Source organism: Brachybacterium hainanense (genome assembly GCF_042434575.1).
Classification (GTDB): domain Bacteria; phylum Actinomycetota; class Actinomycetes; order Actinomycetales; family Dermabacteraceae; genus Brachybacterium; species Brachybacterium hainanense.
On sequence record NZ_JBHLSV010000020.1, the window covers coordinates 1 to 15,348 of the forward strand.

At 72.9% G+C, this 15,348-nt stretch carries 15 protein-coding genes; 11 read left to right on the plus strand and 4 right to left on the minus strand.

The window, feature by feature from the left end; translation table 11 throughout:
* The 3 genes from ACFFF6_RS14440 to ACFFF6_RS14450 all read left to right on the plus strand — a co-directional run.
* The coding region (locus ACFFF6_RS14440; protein ID WP_376981932.1) for an acetate--CoA ligase family protein at positions 1-824 on the plus strand (824 nt) is incomplete at its 5' end.
* Positions 821-1,396 carry a DUF5998 family protein gene (locus ACFFF6_RS14445; RefSeq protein ID WP_376981934.1) on the plus strand — a complete coding sequence of 192 codons (576 nt, stop codon included), beginning with the start codon at positions 821-823 and terminating at the stop codon, positions 1,394-1,396. The genes ACFFF6_RS14440 and ACFFF6_RS14445, both read left to right, overlap by 4 nt.
* The gene (locus ACFFF6_RS14450; protein ID WP_376981936.1) at positions 1,383-2,522 is read left to right on the plus strand and encodes an alkaline phosphatase family protein; all 1,140 of its coding nucleotides are present in this window, start codon (positions 1,383-1,385) and stop codon (positions 2,520-2,522) included. The genes ACFFF6_RS14445 and ACFFF6_RS14450 overlap by 14 nt, the downstream gene beginning before the upstream one ends.
* A gap of 39 nt (positions 2,523-2,561) precedes the next feature.
* On the opposite strand, the gene sepH is transcribed toward ACFFF6_RS14450, so the two are convergent.
* Positions 2,562-3,806 carry a septation protein SepH gene (gene sepH / locus ACFFF6_RS14455; RefSeq protein WP_376981938.1) on the minus strand — a complete coding sequence of 415 codons (1,245 nt, stop codon included), beginning with the start codon at positions 3,804-3,806 and terminating at the stop codon, positions 2,562-2,564.
* A gap of 229 nt (positions 3,807-4,035) precedes the next feature.
* On the opposite strand from sepH, the gene ACFFF6_RS14460 reads away from it, so the two are divergent.
* Positions 4,036-4,338: a DUF4193 domain-containing protein gene (locus ACFFF6_RS14460; RefSeq protein ID WP_376981940.1), complete on the plus strand. Its 303-nt coding sequence runs from the start codon at positions 4,036-4,038 to the stop codon at positions 4,336-4,338.
* Between the two features lie 30 nt (positions 4,339-4,368).
* Here the strand turns inward: ACFFF6_RS14460 and ACFFF6_RS14465 are convergent, their stop codons facing one another.
* Positions 4,369-4,851: a DUF3093 domain-containing protein gene (locus tag ACFFF6_RS14465; RefSeq protein WP_376981942.1), complete on the minus strand. Its 483-nt coding sequence runs from the start codon at positions 4,849-4,851 to the stop codon at positions 4,369-4,371.
* 109 nt (positions 4,852-4,960) lie between these two features.
* On the opposite strand from ACFFF6_RS14465, the gene dut reads away from it, so the two are divergent.
* The 4 genes from dut to ACFFF6_RS14485 are packed head-to-tail and all read left to right on the plus strand — an operon-like array spanning position 4,961 to position 7,367.
* Positions 4,961-5,431, plus strand: a complete 471-nt coding sequence (gene dut, locus ACFFF6_RS14470) for a dUTP diphosphatase (protein WP_376981944.1) — start codon at positions 4,961-4,963, stop codon at positions 5,429-5,431.
* 3 nt (positions 5,432-5,434) lie between these two features.
* A complete protein-coding gene (locus ACFFF6_RS14475) occupies positions 5,435-6,184 on the plus strand; it encodes a DUF3710 domain-containing protein (RefSeq protein ID WP_376981946.1) in 750 nt (249 codons plus the stop codon).
* Complete coding sequence (locus ACFFF6_RS14480; RefSeq protein ID WP_376981948.1) at positions 6,181-6,633, plus strand: OB-fold nucleic acid binding domain-containing protein; 453 nt, start codon at positions 6,181-6,183, stop codon at positions 6,631-6,633. Before ACFFF6_RS14475 ends, ACFFF6_RS14480 begins: the two co-directional genes overlap by 4 nt.
* Entirely contained in the window at positions 6,630-7,367 is a 738-nt protein-coding gene (locus ACFFF6_RS14485) for a DUF3159 domain-containing protein (protein WP_376981951.1), read from the plus strand. The genes ACFFF6_RS14480 and ACFFF6_RS14485 overlap by 4 nt, the downstream gene beginning before the upstream one ends.
* A 20-nt stretch (positions 7,368-7,387) precedes the next feature.
* Here ACFFF6_RS14485 and ACFFF6_RS14490 read toward each other — a convergent pair whose 3' ends face one another.
* A complete protein-coding gene (locus ACFFF6_RS14490; protein ID WP_376981953.1) occupies positions 7,388-8,182 on the minus strand; it encodes a potassium channel family protein in 795 nt (264 codons plus the stop codon).
* Positions 8,179-8,850: a potassium channel family protein gene (locus ACFFF6_RS14495; protein ID WP_376981955.1), complete on the minus strand. Its 672-nt coding sequence runs from the start codon at positions 8,848-8,850 to the stop codon at positions 8,179-8,181. The genes ACFFF6_RS14490 and ACFFF6_RS14495 overlap by 4 nt, the downstream gene beginning before the upstream one ends.
* 122 nt (positions 8,851-8,972) lie before the next feature.
* Between ACFFF6_RS14495 and ACFFF6_RS14500 the strand changes: the two genes are divergently transcribed.
* From ACFFF6_RS14500 to acnA, 3 genes are all read left to right on the plus strand, one after another.
* Positions 8,973-10,997: an APC family permease gene (locus tag ACFFF6_RS14500; protein ID WP_376981957.1), complete on the plus strand. Its 2,025-nt coding sequence runs from the start codon at positions 8,973-8,975 to the stop codon at positions 10,995-10,997.
* The gene (locus ACFFF6_RS14505) at positions 10,984-12,297 is read left to right on the plus strand and encodes a class I SAM-dependent RNA methyltransferase (RefSeq protein WP_376981959.1); all 1,314 of its coding nucleotides are present in this window, start codon (positions 10,984-10,986) and stop codon (positions 12,295-12,297) included. The genes ACFFF6_RS14500 and ACFFF6_RS14505 overlap by 14 nt, the downstream gene beginning before the upstream one ends.
* Positions 12,298-12,466: 169 nt before the next feature.
* Entirely contained in the window at positions 12,467-15,253 is a 2,787-nt protein-coding gene (acnA, locus tag ACFFF6_RS14510) for an aconitate hydratase AcnA (protein ID WP_376981961.1), read from the plus strand.
* Positions 15,254-15,348: the final 95 nt, after the last annotated feature.

Consider the following 15,348-nt stretch of genomic DNA (forward strand, 5'->3'; position numbering starts at 1 on the left):
CCCGTCGCGGCGGCGTCGAGGCCGAGCCGCCGCGGCGCCCTGCGGATGTCGACGTCGAGGCGGCGCGCGCCCTCGTGAAGGAGGAGCTCGCCGCGGGCGGGGGAGCGCCGCGCCTGCTGCGCGCCTCCGCCCTGCGGACCCTGCTGTCGGCCTACGGGATCTCCGCCCTGCCCGCGGCCCAGGTCGACGACGTCGACGACGCCCTGCAGGCCGCCGGACGCATCGGCTACCCGCTCGTCCTCAAGAGCACCGACCCGGTGCTGCGACATCGTGCGGACCTCGGCGGAGTGCGGCTCGACCTCGCCGACCCGGCCCAGCTCGCGCACGCCTTCACGCGCATGCGCGCCGAGCTCGCCTACTCCGACGCCCCGCTCGAGCTCCAGCGGATGGCTCCTCCCGGCGTCCCCGTCGTCATCCGCTCCACGGAGGACCCGTCGCTGGGCCCGGTCGTCTCGTTCTCCGTGGCCGGGGACGCTACCGATCTGCTCGGGGACATCGCCTACGCGATCCCGCCGCTGGGCCCCGAGGTCGTCGAGCGTCTGCTGTCGCGACCGGCCTCCGCCGTCAAGCTCCGCGGCGGCGCGGGCATGCCGCATGTGGATCGTGCCGCGCTCGCCGACCTGCTCGCCCGGATCGGCCTGATCGCGGAGGATCTCCCGGAGCTGCGGCGCCTGGAGCTGTACCCGGTGATCGTGGGCGTGGACGGGGTGACGGTCGTGGGGGCGAGCGCGGAGCTCGCTCATGCCCCGAACCGGACCGACGGGATCCGCCGCACCCTCAGCGGTCCCGCGAGCGCGGCGCCCCGTGGGACACTGGAGCGATGACCACAGCGCTCCCCTCGGCCCTCGTCTCCGAGCTCGAGGCCTCCGGCTATTTCCCCCAGGCGGCCGCGGCCTGCCTCGCGCGCGGCCTGCGCAGCGCCCCGGTGCAGGCGCATCTGGTGCGCCCGGAGACCACCTTCGACGGGAACGAGGTGCGCCGTCACCTCACCGTCCTCGTGCTCACGGCCCGGCATCTGGTGGTCACGCATCTGGACGACGAGCCGGCCGATGAGCTGAACCCCTCCCAGGTCGTCGCGACCACGGAGCGGGTGCGGCTGGACCGCGTGGGCTCGATGGGCCTGTCCCAGGTCTTCACCACGGAGGGCACGAGCCTCCACGGGCAGGAGTCCGAGGTCACGCTGGGTATCTCGTGGGGCGGCAGCCGTCGCCTCGACCTCGAGCGGGCCTGGTGCGAGGACCCCGAATGCCAGGCCGACCACGGGTACACCGGCACCTCGGCGCCCTCCGACCTCGCCCTGCGCATCAGCGCCCTCGCCGACGGCCCCGGGGCGGTGGCCTCCGCGATCGCCTTCCACGAGCAGCTCATGGACGCCGTCGACGATGCCTGCGCCTGAGCCTCTGGCGCCCGGCCTGCTCTCCGCGCCCTTCGCGGGGACGGCGCAGCCGGCCATGCTGGATGTCCTCGCGGATCTCTTGCCGGAGCCGGGACGGAGCCTGTCCGGACGCGACGTGGTGGTCCTCGCGGATGGACTGGGCTCCGAGCTCCTGCGCGATCATCATGCGCTCGCCCCGACGCTGCGCCGGGCCGCGGAGGCCACGCGCACCATCCGCACGGTCGCGCCCGCGACCACCGCCACGGCGATGACCAGCCTGCTCACGGGCGCACCGCCGGTGCGCCACGGCGTGCTCGGGTACACGGTGATCGACCCCGAGCACGGGACGGCGCTCAACCAGCTCACCGGTGACGGCCCGCGGGTCGATCCGACCGCCTGGATGCCGCTGCCCACCCTCGGCGAGCGCAGCGAGAGGAAGGCCGTGCAGGTCGGCCCGGCCGTCCACGCCGGCAGCCACCTCACGCGGATGGCGTACCGCGGCTGGGACTTCCTCGGGCACCGACGCGGGGGCGATCGGGTCGAGGCCGTCCGCACGGCCCTGCACCGGGCGGGGCGGGACGGCCTGGTCCTGCTGCATGCGGACGATGTCGACCATGCCGGGCACCGTCACGGGACGAGGTCCGCGCCCTGGCGGGAGGCGCTCGAGGATCTGGACGCCCTCCTGGCGGCGCTGCTGCGACGGCTGCCGCGGGGCACGCGCCTGCATCTCACGGCCGACCACGGCATGGTCGACGTCGAGCCCTCCGCGAGGCTCGACCCGACCCGCGTCCCGGGCGTGCGGGAGCGCATCGATCTCATGGCGGGGGAGTCCCGCGCCCGATGGATCCGCTGCCGCGGAGGGGCGGACGATGCCGCCGAGCTGCACGCCCTGCTCCGCGAGGGGCTCGGGGACGCCGTGCTCGTCCTGTCCCGCGAGGAGGTGATCGCCGAGGGCGTCCTGGGCCCTGCGGGGGAGCAGCCCGCGGCGCATGTCCGGGCGCGGATGGGCGATGTCCTGCTCCTGGCCCGTGGCCGGACCACCCTGATCGACCCGACGCTTCCGACGCCGCGGCATCCGGAGGTGGGCGTGCACGGGTCCCTGACGCCGCGGGAGGCCCGCGTTCCCCTGCTCAGCCTCGAGGTCTGATCGAGCCGGCGGGATCTTCAGCGCCGGGAGGGGCCTGCCCTACTCGTGCTTGGAGCCGAAGACGATCTCGTCCCAGCTGGGGATGCTCGAGCGCTTCGATCCGGACTTCTTCTTCGGGGCCGTGCGCCGCGGGGTCGAGGGCTCGCCCAGGCCGGGGAGCGGGGAGAGCTCCACCGTGTCGTTCTGGGCGGGGTCGTGCCGGGCCGGATCCGCAGGGGAGGCGCCGTGCGCATCCCCGTCCGGCTGGTCCGGCTCGTCTCCGGCATCCTCGGGGGACGGGGCATCGGGCTGCGCCCCGTCGCGATCCGGGGTCCCGGCCTCGCGCGGGAGGTCCTCGGCGGAGGCGTCGTCCGCCGGGAGGAGCGCGTCCTCCTGCCGCTGCTCGGCGTGCTCGCGGGATGCCTCGGCATCGGCACCGTGCGGAGCCGGCTCGTCCAGGCTCTCCCAGACGGGCTCCTCCGCCGCCGGCGACGGGAGCGAGGGGGAGGGCACCGAGCGCAGCCCGCGACGCGCGTTGAGCGCGTCGAGCTCGTCAGCCCCGATCCCGGCCGGGTGCGCACTGCGCGGATCCGACCCCGAGGGGGCGCCCTCGCGCGGATGCCAGCTCAGGGGGCGAGGACGGCTGCGCGGGGCGCGCTCGTCGAACTCGCCGTCCGCCTCGATGTCGTAGACGGACCGCTTGATCGCGGTGAGCCGGGCGCGGCCCGCCATCGGCCCCGAGGGCTCCGCGTCCTCGTCCAGGAGCCATCGGGCCTCGTCGTCCTCCGGGGTGACCGAGCGCCGCTCGAGGTCCGCGACCCAGTGGGCGGAGCGCTCGCGGCCGCCCGCGGAGAAGGCGAGCTCGAGGGCCCAGGTGCCGTCCGTCCGGCGCCACGCGTCCCAGCGGACGTCGTCTCCGGCCCGACGCGCTGCGAGACGCTCGGAGACCAGCTCCTCCAGGGTGGGGCCGTCGCCGCGGCCCGCCGGGAAGCGCCGGCAGCGCTGAGCGGTGTACTCCCGCTCGGCGAGGACCGGGCCCTCATAGCGGCGCACGTGATCGAGGGAGACCTTCGCGATCTCGGCGATCTCCTCGGCCGAGCGGCCCTGCCGCAGCATCGTCTGGATGTCGCGCGGGCGCAGCGGCGTCGCCTCCGTCGCCCGGATGGCCCCCAGGGCGGGACGATCGCGGCGCACGGCCGCGCGCAGCGCCTCGTCGATCCGAAGGGTGTAGCGGGTGCCGTCGGAATCGGTCAGGATGACGTGCTCGTCGTCGTCGTGGATACCGTCGAGCTCGAGCTCTCGCATCGTCGTCCTCTCCGTCGGGAATGGTCGGACCGTCCGTCGATCATAGTTGGCGCCGCCCGGAGCGCGGTCGCGGCGCCCCGGAGGATCCTGTTTGAGTTCCGTGGAGGAGTCTGCGATACTCTCGCCGCCCGAGCGCGTCGATCCGTGCGTGAACATCGCAGGATCAGGTTCGGGCGCGCTGGCCACAGGTCACAGGACCGCTGCACGAGATACGACGAACGGACCGCACATGGCGACTGACTACGACGCACCCCGCAAGCAGGAGGAAGACTCCAGCGAGGATTCGATCGAGGAGCTGAAGGGACGCCGCAACGAGGCGTCCACCGCAGCTGTCGACGAGGACGAGGCCGAGGCGGCCGACGGCTACGAGCTGCCGGGGGCGGACCTGTCCAACGAGGAGCTCTCCGTGCGGGTGCTCCCGCGACAGGCCGATGAGTTCACCTGCGCGAGCTGCTTCCTCGTGAAGCATCGCAGCCAGATCGACCACGTCGAGGGCAACCTCATCATCTGCAAGGAGTGCGCGGCGGCGTGAGCGCCGCGGCCCGGCGTCCTCGACGCCGGGTCAGCGCTCCGAGCGCGCGACCTGCAGCGCCAGGACGAGATCCTGGGGACGACGGCTCGACATCACCCATGCGGGGGTCGGGTCGTCGTCGTCATCCAGGGGCACCCGCACCCCGGTGCGGATCCAGCCGCGCGTGCAGTGGAAGGCGAGCGGCTCGAAGCCGACGCCCATGAGCTCCTGCCACTGCTCGCCCTCGACGGCGACGGGCTCCTCGAGCAGTGCGACGGGGACCTGCGCCCGGCCCGCGGTGAGATGCTCGCGGGTGACCTCCAGCACGGGGCTCCAGGCCACGCCGAAGACGATCATGGCCGCGATGCCGAGGCCCGCGACGACCGCGGCGAGAGTCGTCGACAGCGGCACCAGGATCACGCCGAGGATCGAGCCGAAGGCCACCAGCACGATCCACGTCCCGACCGAGGGGGACAGGCGCTCCCGGAACAGGACGGCGGCGGGATCGGCGGGGCGCGAGGCGGCTTCGGTCATGATCCCCATCGTCTCACGGCGGCACCGGACGAGGCTCCCAGGACGGTGTCCGGCGCCACCCTCCGCGCGGGGACGCCCGCCCCGGCGGCGGTGGCTAGGCTGTGTGCCCATGGAGCGAACCCCCCGCATGCCCGTCCGTCTCGACGACGGAGCCGTCCTGCCCGGCCGCGCGCACGAGGCCGATGCCGGCCTCGACCTGGTCGCCCGCGAGGCCGTCACCGTCCCCGCGGGCGGACGCGCCCTCGTGGGGACCGGCGTGTCCCTCGCGCTGCCGCCCGGGACGGTCGGGCTCGTGTGCCCCCGCTCGGGGCTCGCGGCCCGGCACGGGATCACGGTGCTCAACGGTCCCGGGATCGTCGACGCCGGCTATCGCGGAGAGATCAAGGTGGCGCTGCACAACACCGATCCGGAGCACGGCTTCGACATCGCCCCGGGGGACCGGATCGCGCAGCTGGTCGTGCTGCCCTATGCCGCTCCCCAGCTGGACGTGGTGGAATCGCTCGACGACACCGACCGCTCGGCCGGCGGATTCGGGTCCAGCGGCGGCTTCGGCGCCGCCGTGACCGCGGGGAAGGAGTGAGGCATGGGACTGTTCTCCCGCCGCAGGAAGCAGACGGAGGACGCGGCGCAGGCCGCGGACCGCATCGCCGAGGAGCAGGACGACGCCGCGCGGACGCCGGAGCCGGAGGAGACGGAGAAGGAGGACGCGGGCGGAGCCCGGCCCGAGCACCTCGAGCCCGGGCCCTACGATGCGGCGGATGCCCCCGAGGAGGAGCGCATCGACCTGGGCGGGCTGCTCATCCCGCTGGTCAAGGGGCTCGAGCTGCGCATGGAGATGGATCAGCGCTCCCGCGCCGTGACCGGCGCGAATCTGGTGCTGGACGGCTCCTCCCTCCAGCTGCAGGCCTTCGCGGCGCCCAAGACGCGCGGGCTGTGGGACGAGGTCCGCGGCTCGCTGCGCGAGTCGATCACCGCCCAGGGCGGCACCGCGGAGACCCGCACCGGTCCGTTCGGGACCGAGCTCATCGCCCGCCTCCCGCTCAAACGGGCCGATGGACGCACCGGCTACCGTCCTGCCCGCTTCATCGGGGTCGACGGCCCGCGCTGGTTCGTCCGCGCCATCCTCTCCGGCGCCGCTCTCTCGGACCGCGAGCAGAGCGCGCGCTTCGAGACGCTGCTGTCGCGGATCGTCGTGGTCCGCGGCAGGGACGCCATGGCGCCCCAGGAGCTGATCCCCCTGAGCCTGCCCGGCCAGCGCGCCGGGGTCCTCGCCCCGGCCGAGGACCCGCTCGACCCGCTCGCGCGCGGCCCCGAGATCACCGAGATCGGATGAGCCCCGCATCGGCCGATCCCGCCCGTGCGCCGCGCGGCCCGCGGGCGGGGCTGCTGGCGCGGCTGCGGCACCGCTTCGCCGACAGCGAGGTCATCGACGCCGAGGCCGCCCGCCGCGAGGCCCTGCGCGCCGGGTTCGACTCGGTCGCCGAGGTCGGGGACCGGCGCAAGGTGCAGCTGATCGGCTACATCAGCTCGCAGGTGATCCAGCCGGGCTCGGCGGCGCCGGCGGTCGAGGTCGACCTGTTCGACGGCACCGGGACGATCACCCTGATCTGGCTGGGACGGGACCGGATCTCCGGGATCGGACCGGGCACGAAGCTGATCGTCACCGGGTTCGCGGCCAACCGCGGCCATCATCGGGTGATGTACAACCCCCGCTACGAGATCCTCGCCCAGGCCGAGGAGGAGCCCGAGTCCGTCCAGGACCGGCATCAGGAGGACGCATGAGCAGCCAGGACACCGGTCCCGAGCACGAGCCCGGGGCGGATCCGCAGGAGCAGAGCCCGCCGCCCGCCGCGCGGCGCTCGGGCCTGGCCGGGGTGCTGGACCAGGAGGAGTTCTCCGTCCGGGACGCCGTGGGCGGTCCCCGGGGGATCATCGAGTCCGCCGCGCCGACGCTCCTGTTCGTCGTGCTGTTCATCGCCACCCGCGACGTGAAGCTCTCCGCGATCGCGGCCGTGGCCGTGGTCGCGATCGCGCTCGTGGCCCGCCTCGTGGCGCGGCAGAGCGTCTCCGGGGCGCTCGGCGGGCTGATCGGCGTCGTCGTCGGGGCGATCTGGGCGATCCGCTCCGGGCAGGGCTCGGACCTGTTCGCCCCGGGGCTCGTCATCAACGCCGTCACCCTCGCGCTGCTGCTGATCTCGATCCTGGCCCGCCGCCCCCTCGTCGGGCTGCTCGTGGCGGCCCTCGACTCCCGCGTCGCGGATTGGACCGCGGACCCCGACGCTCGCCGCGTCTACACCCGGGCGACCTGGGTGTTCGCCGGCCTGTACGCCGCCAAGCTGCTGGTCCAGCTCCCGCTGTTCCTCACCGACCAGGTCGCGGCGCTCGGGGCGGCGAAGCTCGTCATGGGGCTTCCTCTGTTCGCTCTCGCGGCCTGGATCGTGTGGATGATGCATCGCGCCCTGCTCGCGCGGCGCGCGGCGCGAGCCCAGCACCGGGCCGGACCGCCTCAGCCCTGATCTCCGGGGCGCCCATCCGCTCAGTCGGAGAAGGGGTCCTCGGGCTCGGCCGGGGGCGGACGGTCCGCGTCCCGCTCGCGCAGGCGCAGCGCCCCCGTCGCCGTTCCCTCCGGCAGCTGCGGGAGCTCGGAGTCCTGCTCCTGCTCGCCCGCGGTCCCGCGCGGGGCCAGCAGCGACTGCAGGGCCGTCAGCTCCGAGTCCTCGGCGATGAACAGGAGCTCGTCGAGCGCGTCGAAGGCGTCGTGCGGGGTCGGAGCGATGGGGCGACCGTCGCGGATGATCCCCACCAGCGCGCACCCTCCCGGCCAGCGCATCGAGCCGACGGTCCGCCCCAGCACGGGGCTGCGCCGCGGCAGCGTCACCTCGACCATGGTCGTGCGGGAGCCGGCGAAGCTGAAGATCTTCACGACCCGGCCCACGCTCACCGCCTCCTCGACGAGCGCGGTCATCATCCGCGGGGTCGACACGGCGACGTCCACGCCCCACATCGGCCCGAACATCCACTCGTTGCTGGGATGCGAGACGCGCGCGACCGTGCGCGGGACCCCGAACTCCGTCTTCGCCAGCAGGGACGCGACGAGGTTCACCTTGTCGTCGCCGGTCGCGGCGACGAGCACCTCGGCCTTTCCGACCTCGGCCCGGGTGAGGATCCCGAGCTCGGCCGCGTCCCCCTGGACCCAGAGGGCCTCCGGGATCGCCGAGCGCCGCTCGGGAGTGACGATCCGGTCGATCAGGACGATCGAATGCCCCTTGTCCAGCAGCTCGGAGGCGATCGAGCGCCCCACGCCGCCGGCGCCGATGATCGCGATCCTCATATCTGCTCCTCCTCGACCAGCGGATGCGCGAGCAGCGACTCGACATCGGCGAGCTGCGCCGTCGGCGCCATCAGATGCAGCCGGTCCCCGTCCTGCAGGCGCAGGTCCTCGCGCGGCAGGAGACCCTCGCCCAGACGCGTCACATACACCGCCCGCGAGCCCGTGCGCCGCTCCACGGCCTGGAGCGCCTGGCCCATCCAGCTCGGGTGCGGGGCGACCGACAGCATCGTCAGCATCCCCGAGACGTCCTGGTACTCGTGGCTCGGGGAGGAGGGGACCAGCCGGTGCAGGACCTGCGCGGCGGTCCAGCGCACGGTCGCGACCGTCGCGATGCCGAGCCGCTCGTACACCTCGGCGCGCCGAGGATCGTAGATGCGGGCGACGACCCGCCGCAGCCCGTACTCCTCGCGGACCACGCGCGCGGCGATGATGTTGGAGTTGTCGCCGCTGGAGACGGCCGCGAAGCCGGCCGCCTCGCGGATCCCGGCCTGCTCGAGGACGGCGCGGTCGAAGCCCGGGCCCGTGATCCGCGCCGCCGGGAGGTCCTCGTCCAGCCGCTGGAAGGACCGGGGGTCCTGGTCGATGACGGCGGCGGTGTGCCCGTCGGCGATGGTCCGATGCGCGAGCATCGCCCCGACGCGGCCGCAGCCCATGATCACGAAATGCACCGGTTCCTCCTCGATCGGCCGGCTCCCGCTGCCGCAGCGCCGGGGGCACGGGCCGTGCCGGGACGCGCGAGGGCGCGTCCGGGGCACCACGATAGCGCCGGTGGGGGCATACAGTTGTCGCCGTGTCCGGTCCCTCCAGCGCGCTCAAGCGCGTCCTGTTCGGACGGGCGTTCGCGACCGAGCGCCTGTCCCGCGAACGCCTGCCGAAGCGGCTCGCCCTGCCGACCTTCGCGGCGGACGCGCTGAGCTCGGTCGCCTACGCCCCGGACGAGATCCTCCTCACCCTGGCCGTGGCGGGGGTCTCCGCGGTCGCCATCAGCCCGTGGGTCGCGCTGGCCGTCGTGGTGCTGCTGGGGATCGTCGTGGTCGCGAGCCGCAACATCGTCGAGGAGTATCCGCACGGCGGCGGCGACTACGAGGTGGTCGCCACGAACCTGGGCGGCACGGCCGGGCGCGTCGTGGGCTCTGCGCTGATGGTCGACTACGTGCTCACCGTCGCGGTGTCGATCTCGCAGGCCGCCAGCTACACCTCCGGCATCTTCCCGGTCCTGCACGGCTCGGAGATGTGGGTCGCGATCGCGCTCATCCTCGCGGTCGCGGGCATGAACCTGCGCGGCGCCAAGGAGAGCGGCACGCTGCTCGCCGTCCCGGTGTACCTGTATATGGCCGCGGTCGGGGCGATGCTGCTGGTCGGCACCGTCCAGGGGCTGCTCGGCGATCTCTCCCGGGCCCCCAGCGCAGGGCTCGAGATCGTCGCCCAGGACGGGCTCGACGGCGCCCTGACCGCCCTCGGCGGCGTGTTCCTGGTGCTGCGCGCCTTCTCGAGCGGCTGCGCGGCCCTCACCGGCGTCGAGGCGATCGGCAACAGCGTGCCGTCCTTCCGCCCGCCCAAGCGGCGCAACGCCTCGCGCACCCTGCTCATGCTGGGCGGGATCTCCTCGGTCATGATGCTGGGCGTGGTGTGGCTCGCCGATGCCACCGGCGTCGTCTACGTCGCGGACCCGGCGGAGCAGCTGCGCGCGGACGGCCAGGGCATCGGCGACTACCAGCAGCTCCCGGTCATGGCGCAGCTCGCCCAGACCGTGTTCTCGCCGGGATCCGTGCTGTTCTACGTGGTCCTCGTCGTCACCGGCGCCGTGCTGTTCCTCGCGGCGAACACGGCCTTCCACGGCTTCCCGAACCTTGCGAGCGTGCTCGCCCGCGACGAGTACCTGCCCCGGCAGCTCCGCCTGCGCGGGGACCGGCTGGCGTACTCCAACGGCATCCTCGCCCTCGCCCTGGCGGCGAGCGCCCTCGTCTGGGCGACGGGGGCGCAGGTGACCGTCCTGATCCAGATGTACATCGTGGGCGTGTTCGTGTCCTTCTCCCTGGGGCAGCTGGGCATGGTCCGCCACTACACGCGTCGCCTGCGGGTCACGATCCGCGCCGACCTGCGCGGACAGCTGCGGCGTCGGCGGGCCGTCAACGTCCTCGGCTTCCTCGCGGTCACCCTCGTGCTCCTGGTCGTGCTGATCACGAAGCTGCTGCACGGCGCCTGGGCGGCGGTCGCGATCATGGCCGTGCTGTGGCTGGCGATGACGGCGGTGCACCGCCACTACTCGCGGGTGCGCGCGGAGCTCGCCCCGGCGGCCGAGGAGATCGCCCACACCGCCGCCCCCTCGCGGTCCCATGCGATCGTGCTCGTGGGCACCCTGGACAAGCCGACCCTGCGGGCGCTCGGCGTGGCGATGTCGGCGCGGCATTCGAGCGTCGAGGCCCTCACCGTCCACGACGAGGACACCGATGCCGCGACGATCGCGCGGCGCTGGCACGAGATGGACCTCCAGGTGCCGCTGCGGGTGGTGTACTCGCCCTACCGCGATCCGGTGCGACCGGTCCTCGCGCATGTCAAGGCGCTGCTGGCGCGGAACCCGCGCGATGTCGTGGTGGTCTACATCCCCGAATTCCTGGTGCGACACTGGTGGGAGTCGTTCCTGCACAACCATTCGTTCCGGCGCCTCGGCGCACGTCTGGCCCATATGCCCCGGGTGATCGTGTCCACGGTCCCCTGGCAGCTGGGCGCCTCCGAGCCGGAGCGAGGCCGAAGCGAGCCCGTGGCGATCCTGCCCGGGCACAGGGAAGGTGGAAGCTCGCATGGCAGCAGATGATCCCCGCTCGCGCGCATCGCGCACCGGCGGTCCCGTGATCACCGTGACCACGACGGTGCCGGCCACGGGCGGCACCTTCGTGGCCCGTCATGAGGGACGGGTCGTGTTCGTGCGCGGCTCTGCCCCGCACGAGACGGTCACCGCCCGGGTGATCGACGACCCGGCCACGCTCGAGAGCGCCCGCTTCTGGCGGGCCGAGACGATCGATGTGCTCGAGCCCAGCGTCGACCGCGTCCCCTCGATCTGGCCGGAGGCCGGGACCGACGGGGTCGGCGGAGCGGACTGGGCGCACATCGCCCTGCCTGCGCAGCGACGGATCGCCACCGATGTGCTGGCCGAGCTGCTCCAGCGCGCCAAGGTCACGAGCTTCCCCCTCGAGGACGTGCAGGTCGAGCCCGCCCCCCATGACGAGGACGGCCTGGGCTGGCGCACCCGCGTGCGCTTCGCCGTCGATGCCGACGGGCTCGTGGGCATGCGGGGCTGGCGCAGCCATGAGGTCTTCCCGGTGGGGGAGAACCCGCTGGCGGCCCCCGCGATCCGGGAGCTGGACCTGCCGTCGTGGACTCCTCCCGAGGGCACCGAGGCCATCGATGCGGTCGCGCCCTCGGCCGATGCCCCCGCAGTCGTGCTCATCGGCCGCGACCTCGACCCCGGGGCCGTGCGGATCCCCGGGTCCTGGGGCGAGGCGCACGTGCTCGTCCAGAACGCGCGCGGCCTGCATGTCGTGCGCGGCGCCGAGACCGTGCGGGAGAAGGTCGGCGACCTGGAGCTGGTGGTCGGCGCGACCGGGTTCTGGCAGGTCCACCGCTCGGCCGCGACCCTCCTCGGCGACGTCGTCGCGCAGGATCTCGCGGTGCGCGCGGGCGACAGCGTCTGGGACCTCTTCGGCGGAGTGGGGCTGTTCGCGGCGCGGATCGGCCCGGCGGCCGGCGCCGACGGCGAGGTGGTCAGCGTCGAGGGCAACCGGCGGGCGGGGCATCTGGCCGCGCAGAACCTCGCCGGCATCCCGGGAGCCTCCGCCCGCACCTCCGATGCTGCGGACTGGGTGCGTCAGCAGAAGCGCGGCGTGGACCGCGTCGTCCTGGATCCGCCGCGCGCGGGCGCCGGCGGCGAGCTGATGGAGCTGCTCGCCGAGCGGGTGCGCGAGCGCATCGTCTACGTGTCCTGCGAGCCCTCGACGCTCGCCCGCGACCTCGCGATCGCGGAGCAGCGGGGATGGCGGATCGAGGACCTGAGGGCGTTCGACCTCTACCCGCACACGCATCATCTCGAGACCGTGGTGGTCCTCGAGCGCGCCTGAGGCGCTGGCCACACGGCGGCGCGCCTCGCCCGAGGGGCGGTGCGGCGCGTGCTAGATTTATCTTGACTTCAAGAGAAATGCGACCTGCCCCGTCGCGTCCATCGCCGGTGCGCAGCGCCCTGCGCGCCTACGATGGGACCACGCCCCACGAACGACTAAGGAGTCCCGGATGAGCACCGTCAACTCGTTCGACGCCCAGGAGACGCTCAGCGTCGACGGCGAAGACTACGAGATCTATGCCCTCGACAAGGTCGAGGGGCACGAGAAGCTCCCGTACAGCCTCAAGATCCTGCTCGAGAACCTGCTGCGCACCGAGGACGGTGCGAACATCACCGCGGACCATGTCCGCGCCCTCGGCACCTGGGATCCCACCGCGGAGCCCGACACCGAGATCCAGTTCACGCCCGCCCGCGTGATCATGCAGGACTTCACCGGCGTGCCCTGCGTCGTCGACCTCGCCACCATGCGCGAGGCCGTGCAGGAGCTCGGCGGCGATCCGGAGCGCATCAACCCCCTCGCCCCCGCGGAGATGGTCATCGACCACTCCGTCATGATCGACGTCGCCGGCCGCCTGGACGCCCTCGAGAAGAACATGGAGCTCGAGTACGGCCGCAACAAGGAGCGCTACCAGTTCCTGCGCTGGGGCCAGACCGCCTTCGACGACTTCAAGGTCGTCCCCCCGGGCACCGGCATCGTCCACCAGGTCAACATCGAGTACCTGGCACGCACCGTCATGACCCGCGAGGTGGACGGGGTGCGCCGCGCCTACCCCGATTCGTGCGTCGGCACCGACTCGCACACGACCATGGTCAACGGCCTGGGCGTGCTGGGCTGGGGCGTCGGCGGCATCGAGGCGGAGGCCGCCATGCTCGGCCAGCCCGTGTCGATGCTCATCCCGCGCGTCGTGGGCTTCAAGCTGACCGGCCAGATCCCGCCGGCCGCCACCGCGACCGACGTCGTCCTCACGATCACCGAGATGCTGCGCCAGCACGGCGCGGTCGGCAAGTTCGTCGAGTTCTACGGCGAGGGCGTGGGCCAGGTCCCGCTCGCCAACCGCGCCACCATCGGCAACATGAGCCCCGAGTTCGGCTCGACCTGCGCGATCTTCCCGATCGACGAGGTCACCGTCGACTACCTGCGCCTGACCGGCCGCTCCGAGGAGCAGCTGGCGCTGGTCGAGGCCTACGCCAAGCGCCAGGGTCTGTGGCACGACCCCTCGAAGGAGGCGCAGTACTCCGAGTACCTCGAGCTGGACCTCTCGACGGTCGTGCCCTCGATCGCCGGCCCGAAGCGCCCGCAGGACCGCATCGTCCTCACCGAGGCGAAGGAGTCCTTCCGCGAGGTGCTCCCGGCCTACGCGGCGCAGACCGAGACGGCGCCCGAGGACGGCGACACCACCGGCACCTTCCCGGCCTCCGATCCCGCCGCGCAGGACAGCGACAACGACAGCGGCGGCTCCGCGCCCGTGCACGCCCCCCGCAACGGCCGCGCCTCCGCGCCGACCGAGGTCGCAGGTCGTGACTTCACGATCGACCACGGCATCGTCTCGATCGCCTCGATCACCTCGTGCACCAACACCTCCAACCCGTCGGTGATGATGGCCGCCGGCCTGCTGGCCCGCAACGCCGTCGCCAAGGGTCTGCAGGCCAAGCCCTGGGTCAAGACCTCCATGGCCCCCGGTTCGCAGGTCGTCACGAACTACTACCAGAAGGCCGGGCTCTGGCCCGACCTGGAGGCCCTCGGCTTCCACCTCGTCGGCTACGGCTGCACCACCTGCATCGGCAACTCGGGCCCGCTCGATGCGGAGATCTCCGAGGCCATCGCGAAGAACGACCTCGCCGTCACCGCCGTGCTCTCCGGAAACCGCAACTTCGAGGGACGCATCAACCCCGACGTCAAGATGAACTACCTGGCCTCCCCGCCGCTGGTCATCGCCTACGCGCTCGCGGGGACCATGGACTTCGACTTCGAGAACGACGCCCTGGGCCAGGATGCGGACGGCAACGACGTGTTCCTGCGCGACATCTGGCCGAACCCGACCGAGGTCGAGCAGGTCATCGGAGAGAACATCACCCAGGAGATGTTCTCGAGCGATTACGCCGACGTCTTCACCGGCGACGAGCGCTGGCGCTCCCTGGACACCCCGGAGGGTGCGACCTTCGCCTGGGACGACGAGTCCACGTACGTCCGCAAGCCCCCGTACTTCGAGGGCATGGGCGCGACGCCGGAACCCGTGGCCGATGTCACCGGCGCCCGCGTGCTCGCCAAGCTCGGCGACTCCACGACGACCGACCACATCTCCCCGGCCGGCTCGATCAAGGCGGACTCCCCGGCGGGACAGTACCTGCGCGAGCACGGCGTCGAGCGCAAGGACTTCAACTCCTACGGCTCGCGCCGCGGGAACCACGAGGTCATGATCCGCGGCACCTTCGCGAACATCCGCATCAAGAACCAGCTGCTGGACGGCGTCGAGGGCGGGTACACCAAGAACTTCCTGACCGGCGAGCAGGAGTTCATCTACGACGCCGCGCAGGCCTACGCGGAGGCCGGCATCCCCCTGGTCGTCCTGGCCGGCAAGGAGTACGGCACCGGCTCCTCCCGCGACTGGGCCGCCAAGGGCACCAAGCTGCTGGGCGTCGAGGTCGTCATCGCCGAGAGCTACGAGCGCATCCATCGCTCCAACCTCATCGGGATGGGCGTGCTCCCGCTGCAGTACCCGGCGGGCCAGAACGCGGAATCCCTGGGGCTGACCGGCGAGGAGACCTTCGACATCACCGGCGTCACGGCGATCAACGACGGCCCCACCCCGAAGACGGTCAAGGTCACCGCGACCAAGGCCGACAGCTCCGTGGTCGAGTTCGACGCGGTCGTGCGCATCGACACCCCCGGCGAGGCGGACTACTTCCGCAACGGCGGCATCCTGCAGTACGTGCTGCGCTCCCTCGTGGCCGCCTGATCGGCCCGGTCCGAGCACGAGAGAGGCCGGCCGCTGACCCGGTGTCAGCGGCCGGCCTGTGCGCCCCGTCAGGCCTCGGCCTGGCGGGGCGCGCC

What these genes read in the sequence shown, in the direction of transcription:
- ACFFF6_RS14445 (WP_376981934.1), top strand. Translation starts at nt 821, where the DNA reads ATGACCACAGCGCTCCCCTCGGCCCTCGTCTCCGAGCTCGAGGCCTCC.
- ACFFF6_RS14450 (WP_376981936.1), top strand. Translation starts at nt 1,383, where the DNA reads ATGCCTGCGCCTGAGCCTCTGGCGCCCGGCCTGCTCTCCGCGCCCTTC.
- sepH (WP_376981938.1), bottom strand. Translation starts at nt 3,806, where the DNA reads ATGCGAGAGCTCGAGCTCGACGGTATCCACGACGACGACGAGCACGTC.
- ACFFF6_RS14460 (WP_376981940.1), top strand. Translation starts at nt 4,036, where the DNA reads ATGGCGACTGACTACGACGCACCCCGCAAGCAGGAGGAAGACTCCAGC.
- ACFFF6_RS14465 (WP_376981942.1), bottom strand. Translation starts at nt 4,851, where the DNA reads ATGACCGAAGCCGCCTCGCGCCCCGCCGATCCCGCCGCCGTCCTGTTC.
- dut (WP_376981944.1), top strand. Translation starts at nt 4,961, where the DNA reads ATGGAGCGAACCCCCCGCATGCCCGTCCGTCTCGACGACGGAGCCGTC.
- ACFFF6_RS14475 (WP_376981946.1), top strand. Translation starts at nt 5,435, where the DNA reads ATGGGACTGTTCTCCCGCCGCAGGAAGCAGACGGAGGACGCGGCGCAG.
- ACFFF6_RS14480 (WP_376981948.1), top strand. Translation starts at nt 6,181, where the DNA reads ATGAGCCCCGCATCGGCCGATCCCGCCCGTGCGCCGCGCGGCCCGCGG.
- ACFFF6_RS14485 (WP_376981951.1), top strand. Translation starts at nt 6,630, where the DNA reads ATGAGCAGCCAGGACACCGGTCCCGAGCACGAGCCCGGGGCGGATCCG.
- ACFFF6_RS14490 (WP_376981953.1), bottom strand. Translation starts at nt 8,182, where the DNA reads ATGAGGATCGCGATCATCGGCGCCGGCGGCGTGGGGCGCTCGATCGCC.
- ACFFF6_RS14505 (WP_376981959.1), top strand. Translation starts at nt 10,984, where the DNA reads ATGGCAGCAGATGATCCCCGCTCGCGCGCATCGCGCACCGGCGGTCCC.
- acnA (WP_376981961.1), top strand. Translation starts at nt 12,467, where the DNA reads ATGAGCACCGTCAACTCGTTCGACGCCCAGGAGACGCTCAGCGTCGAC.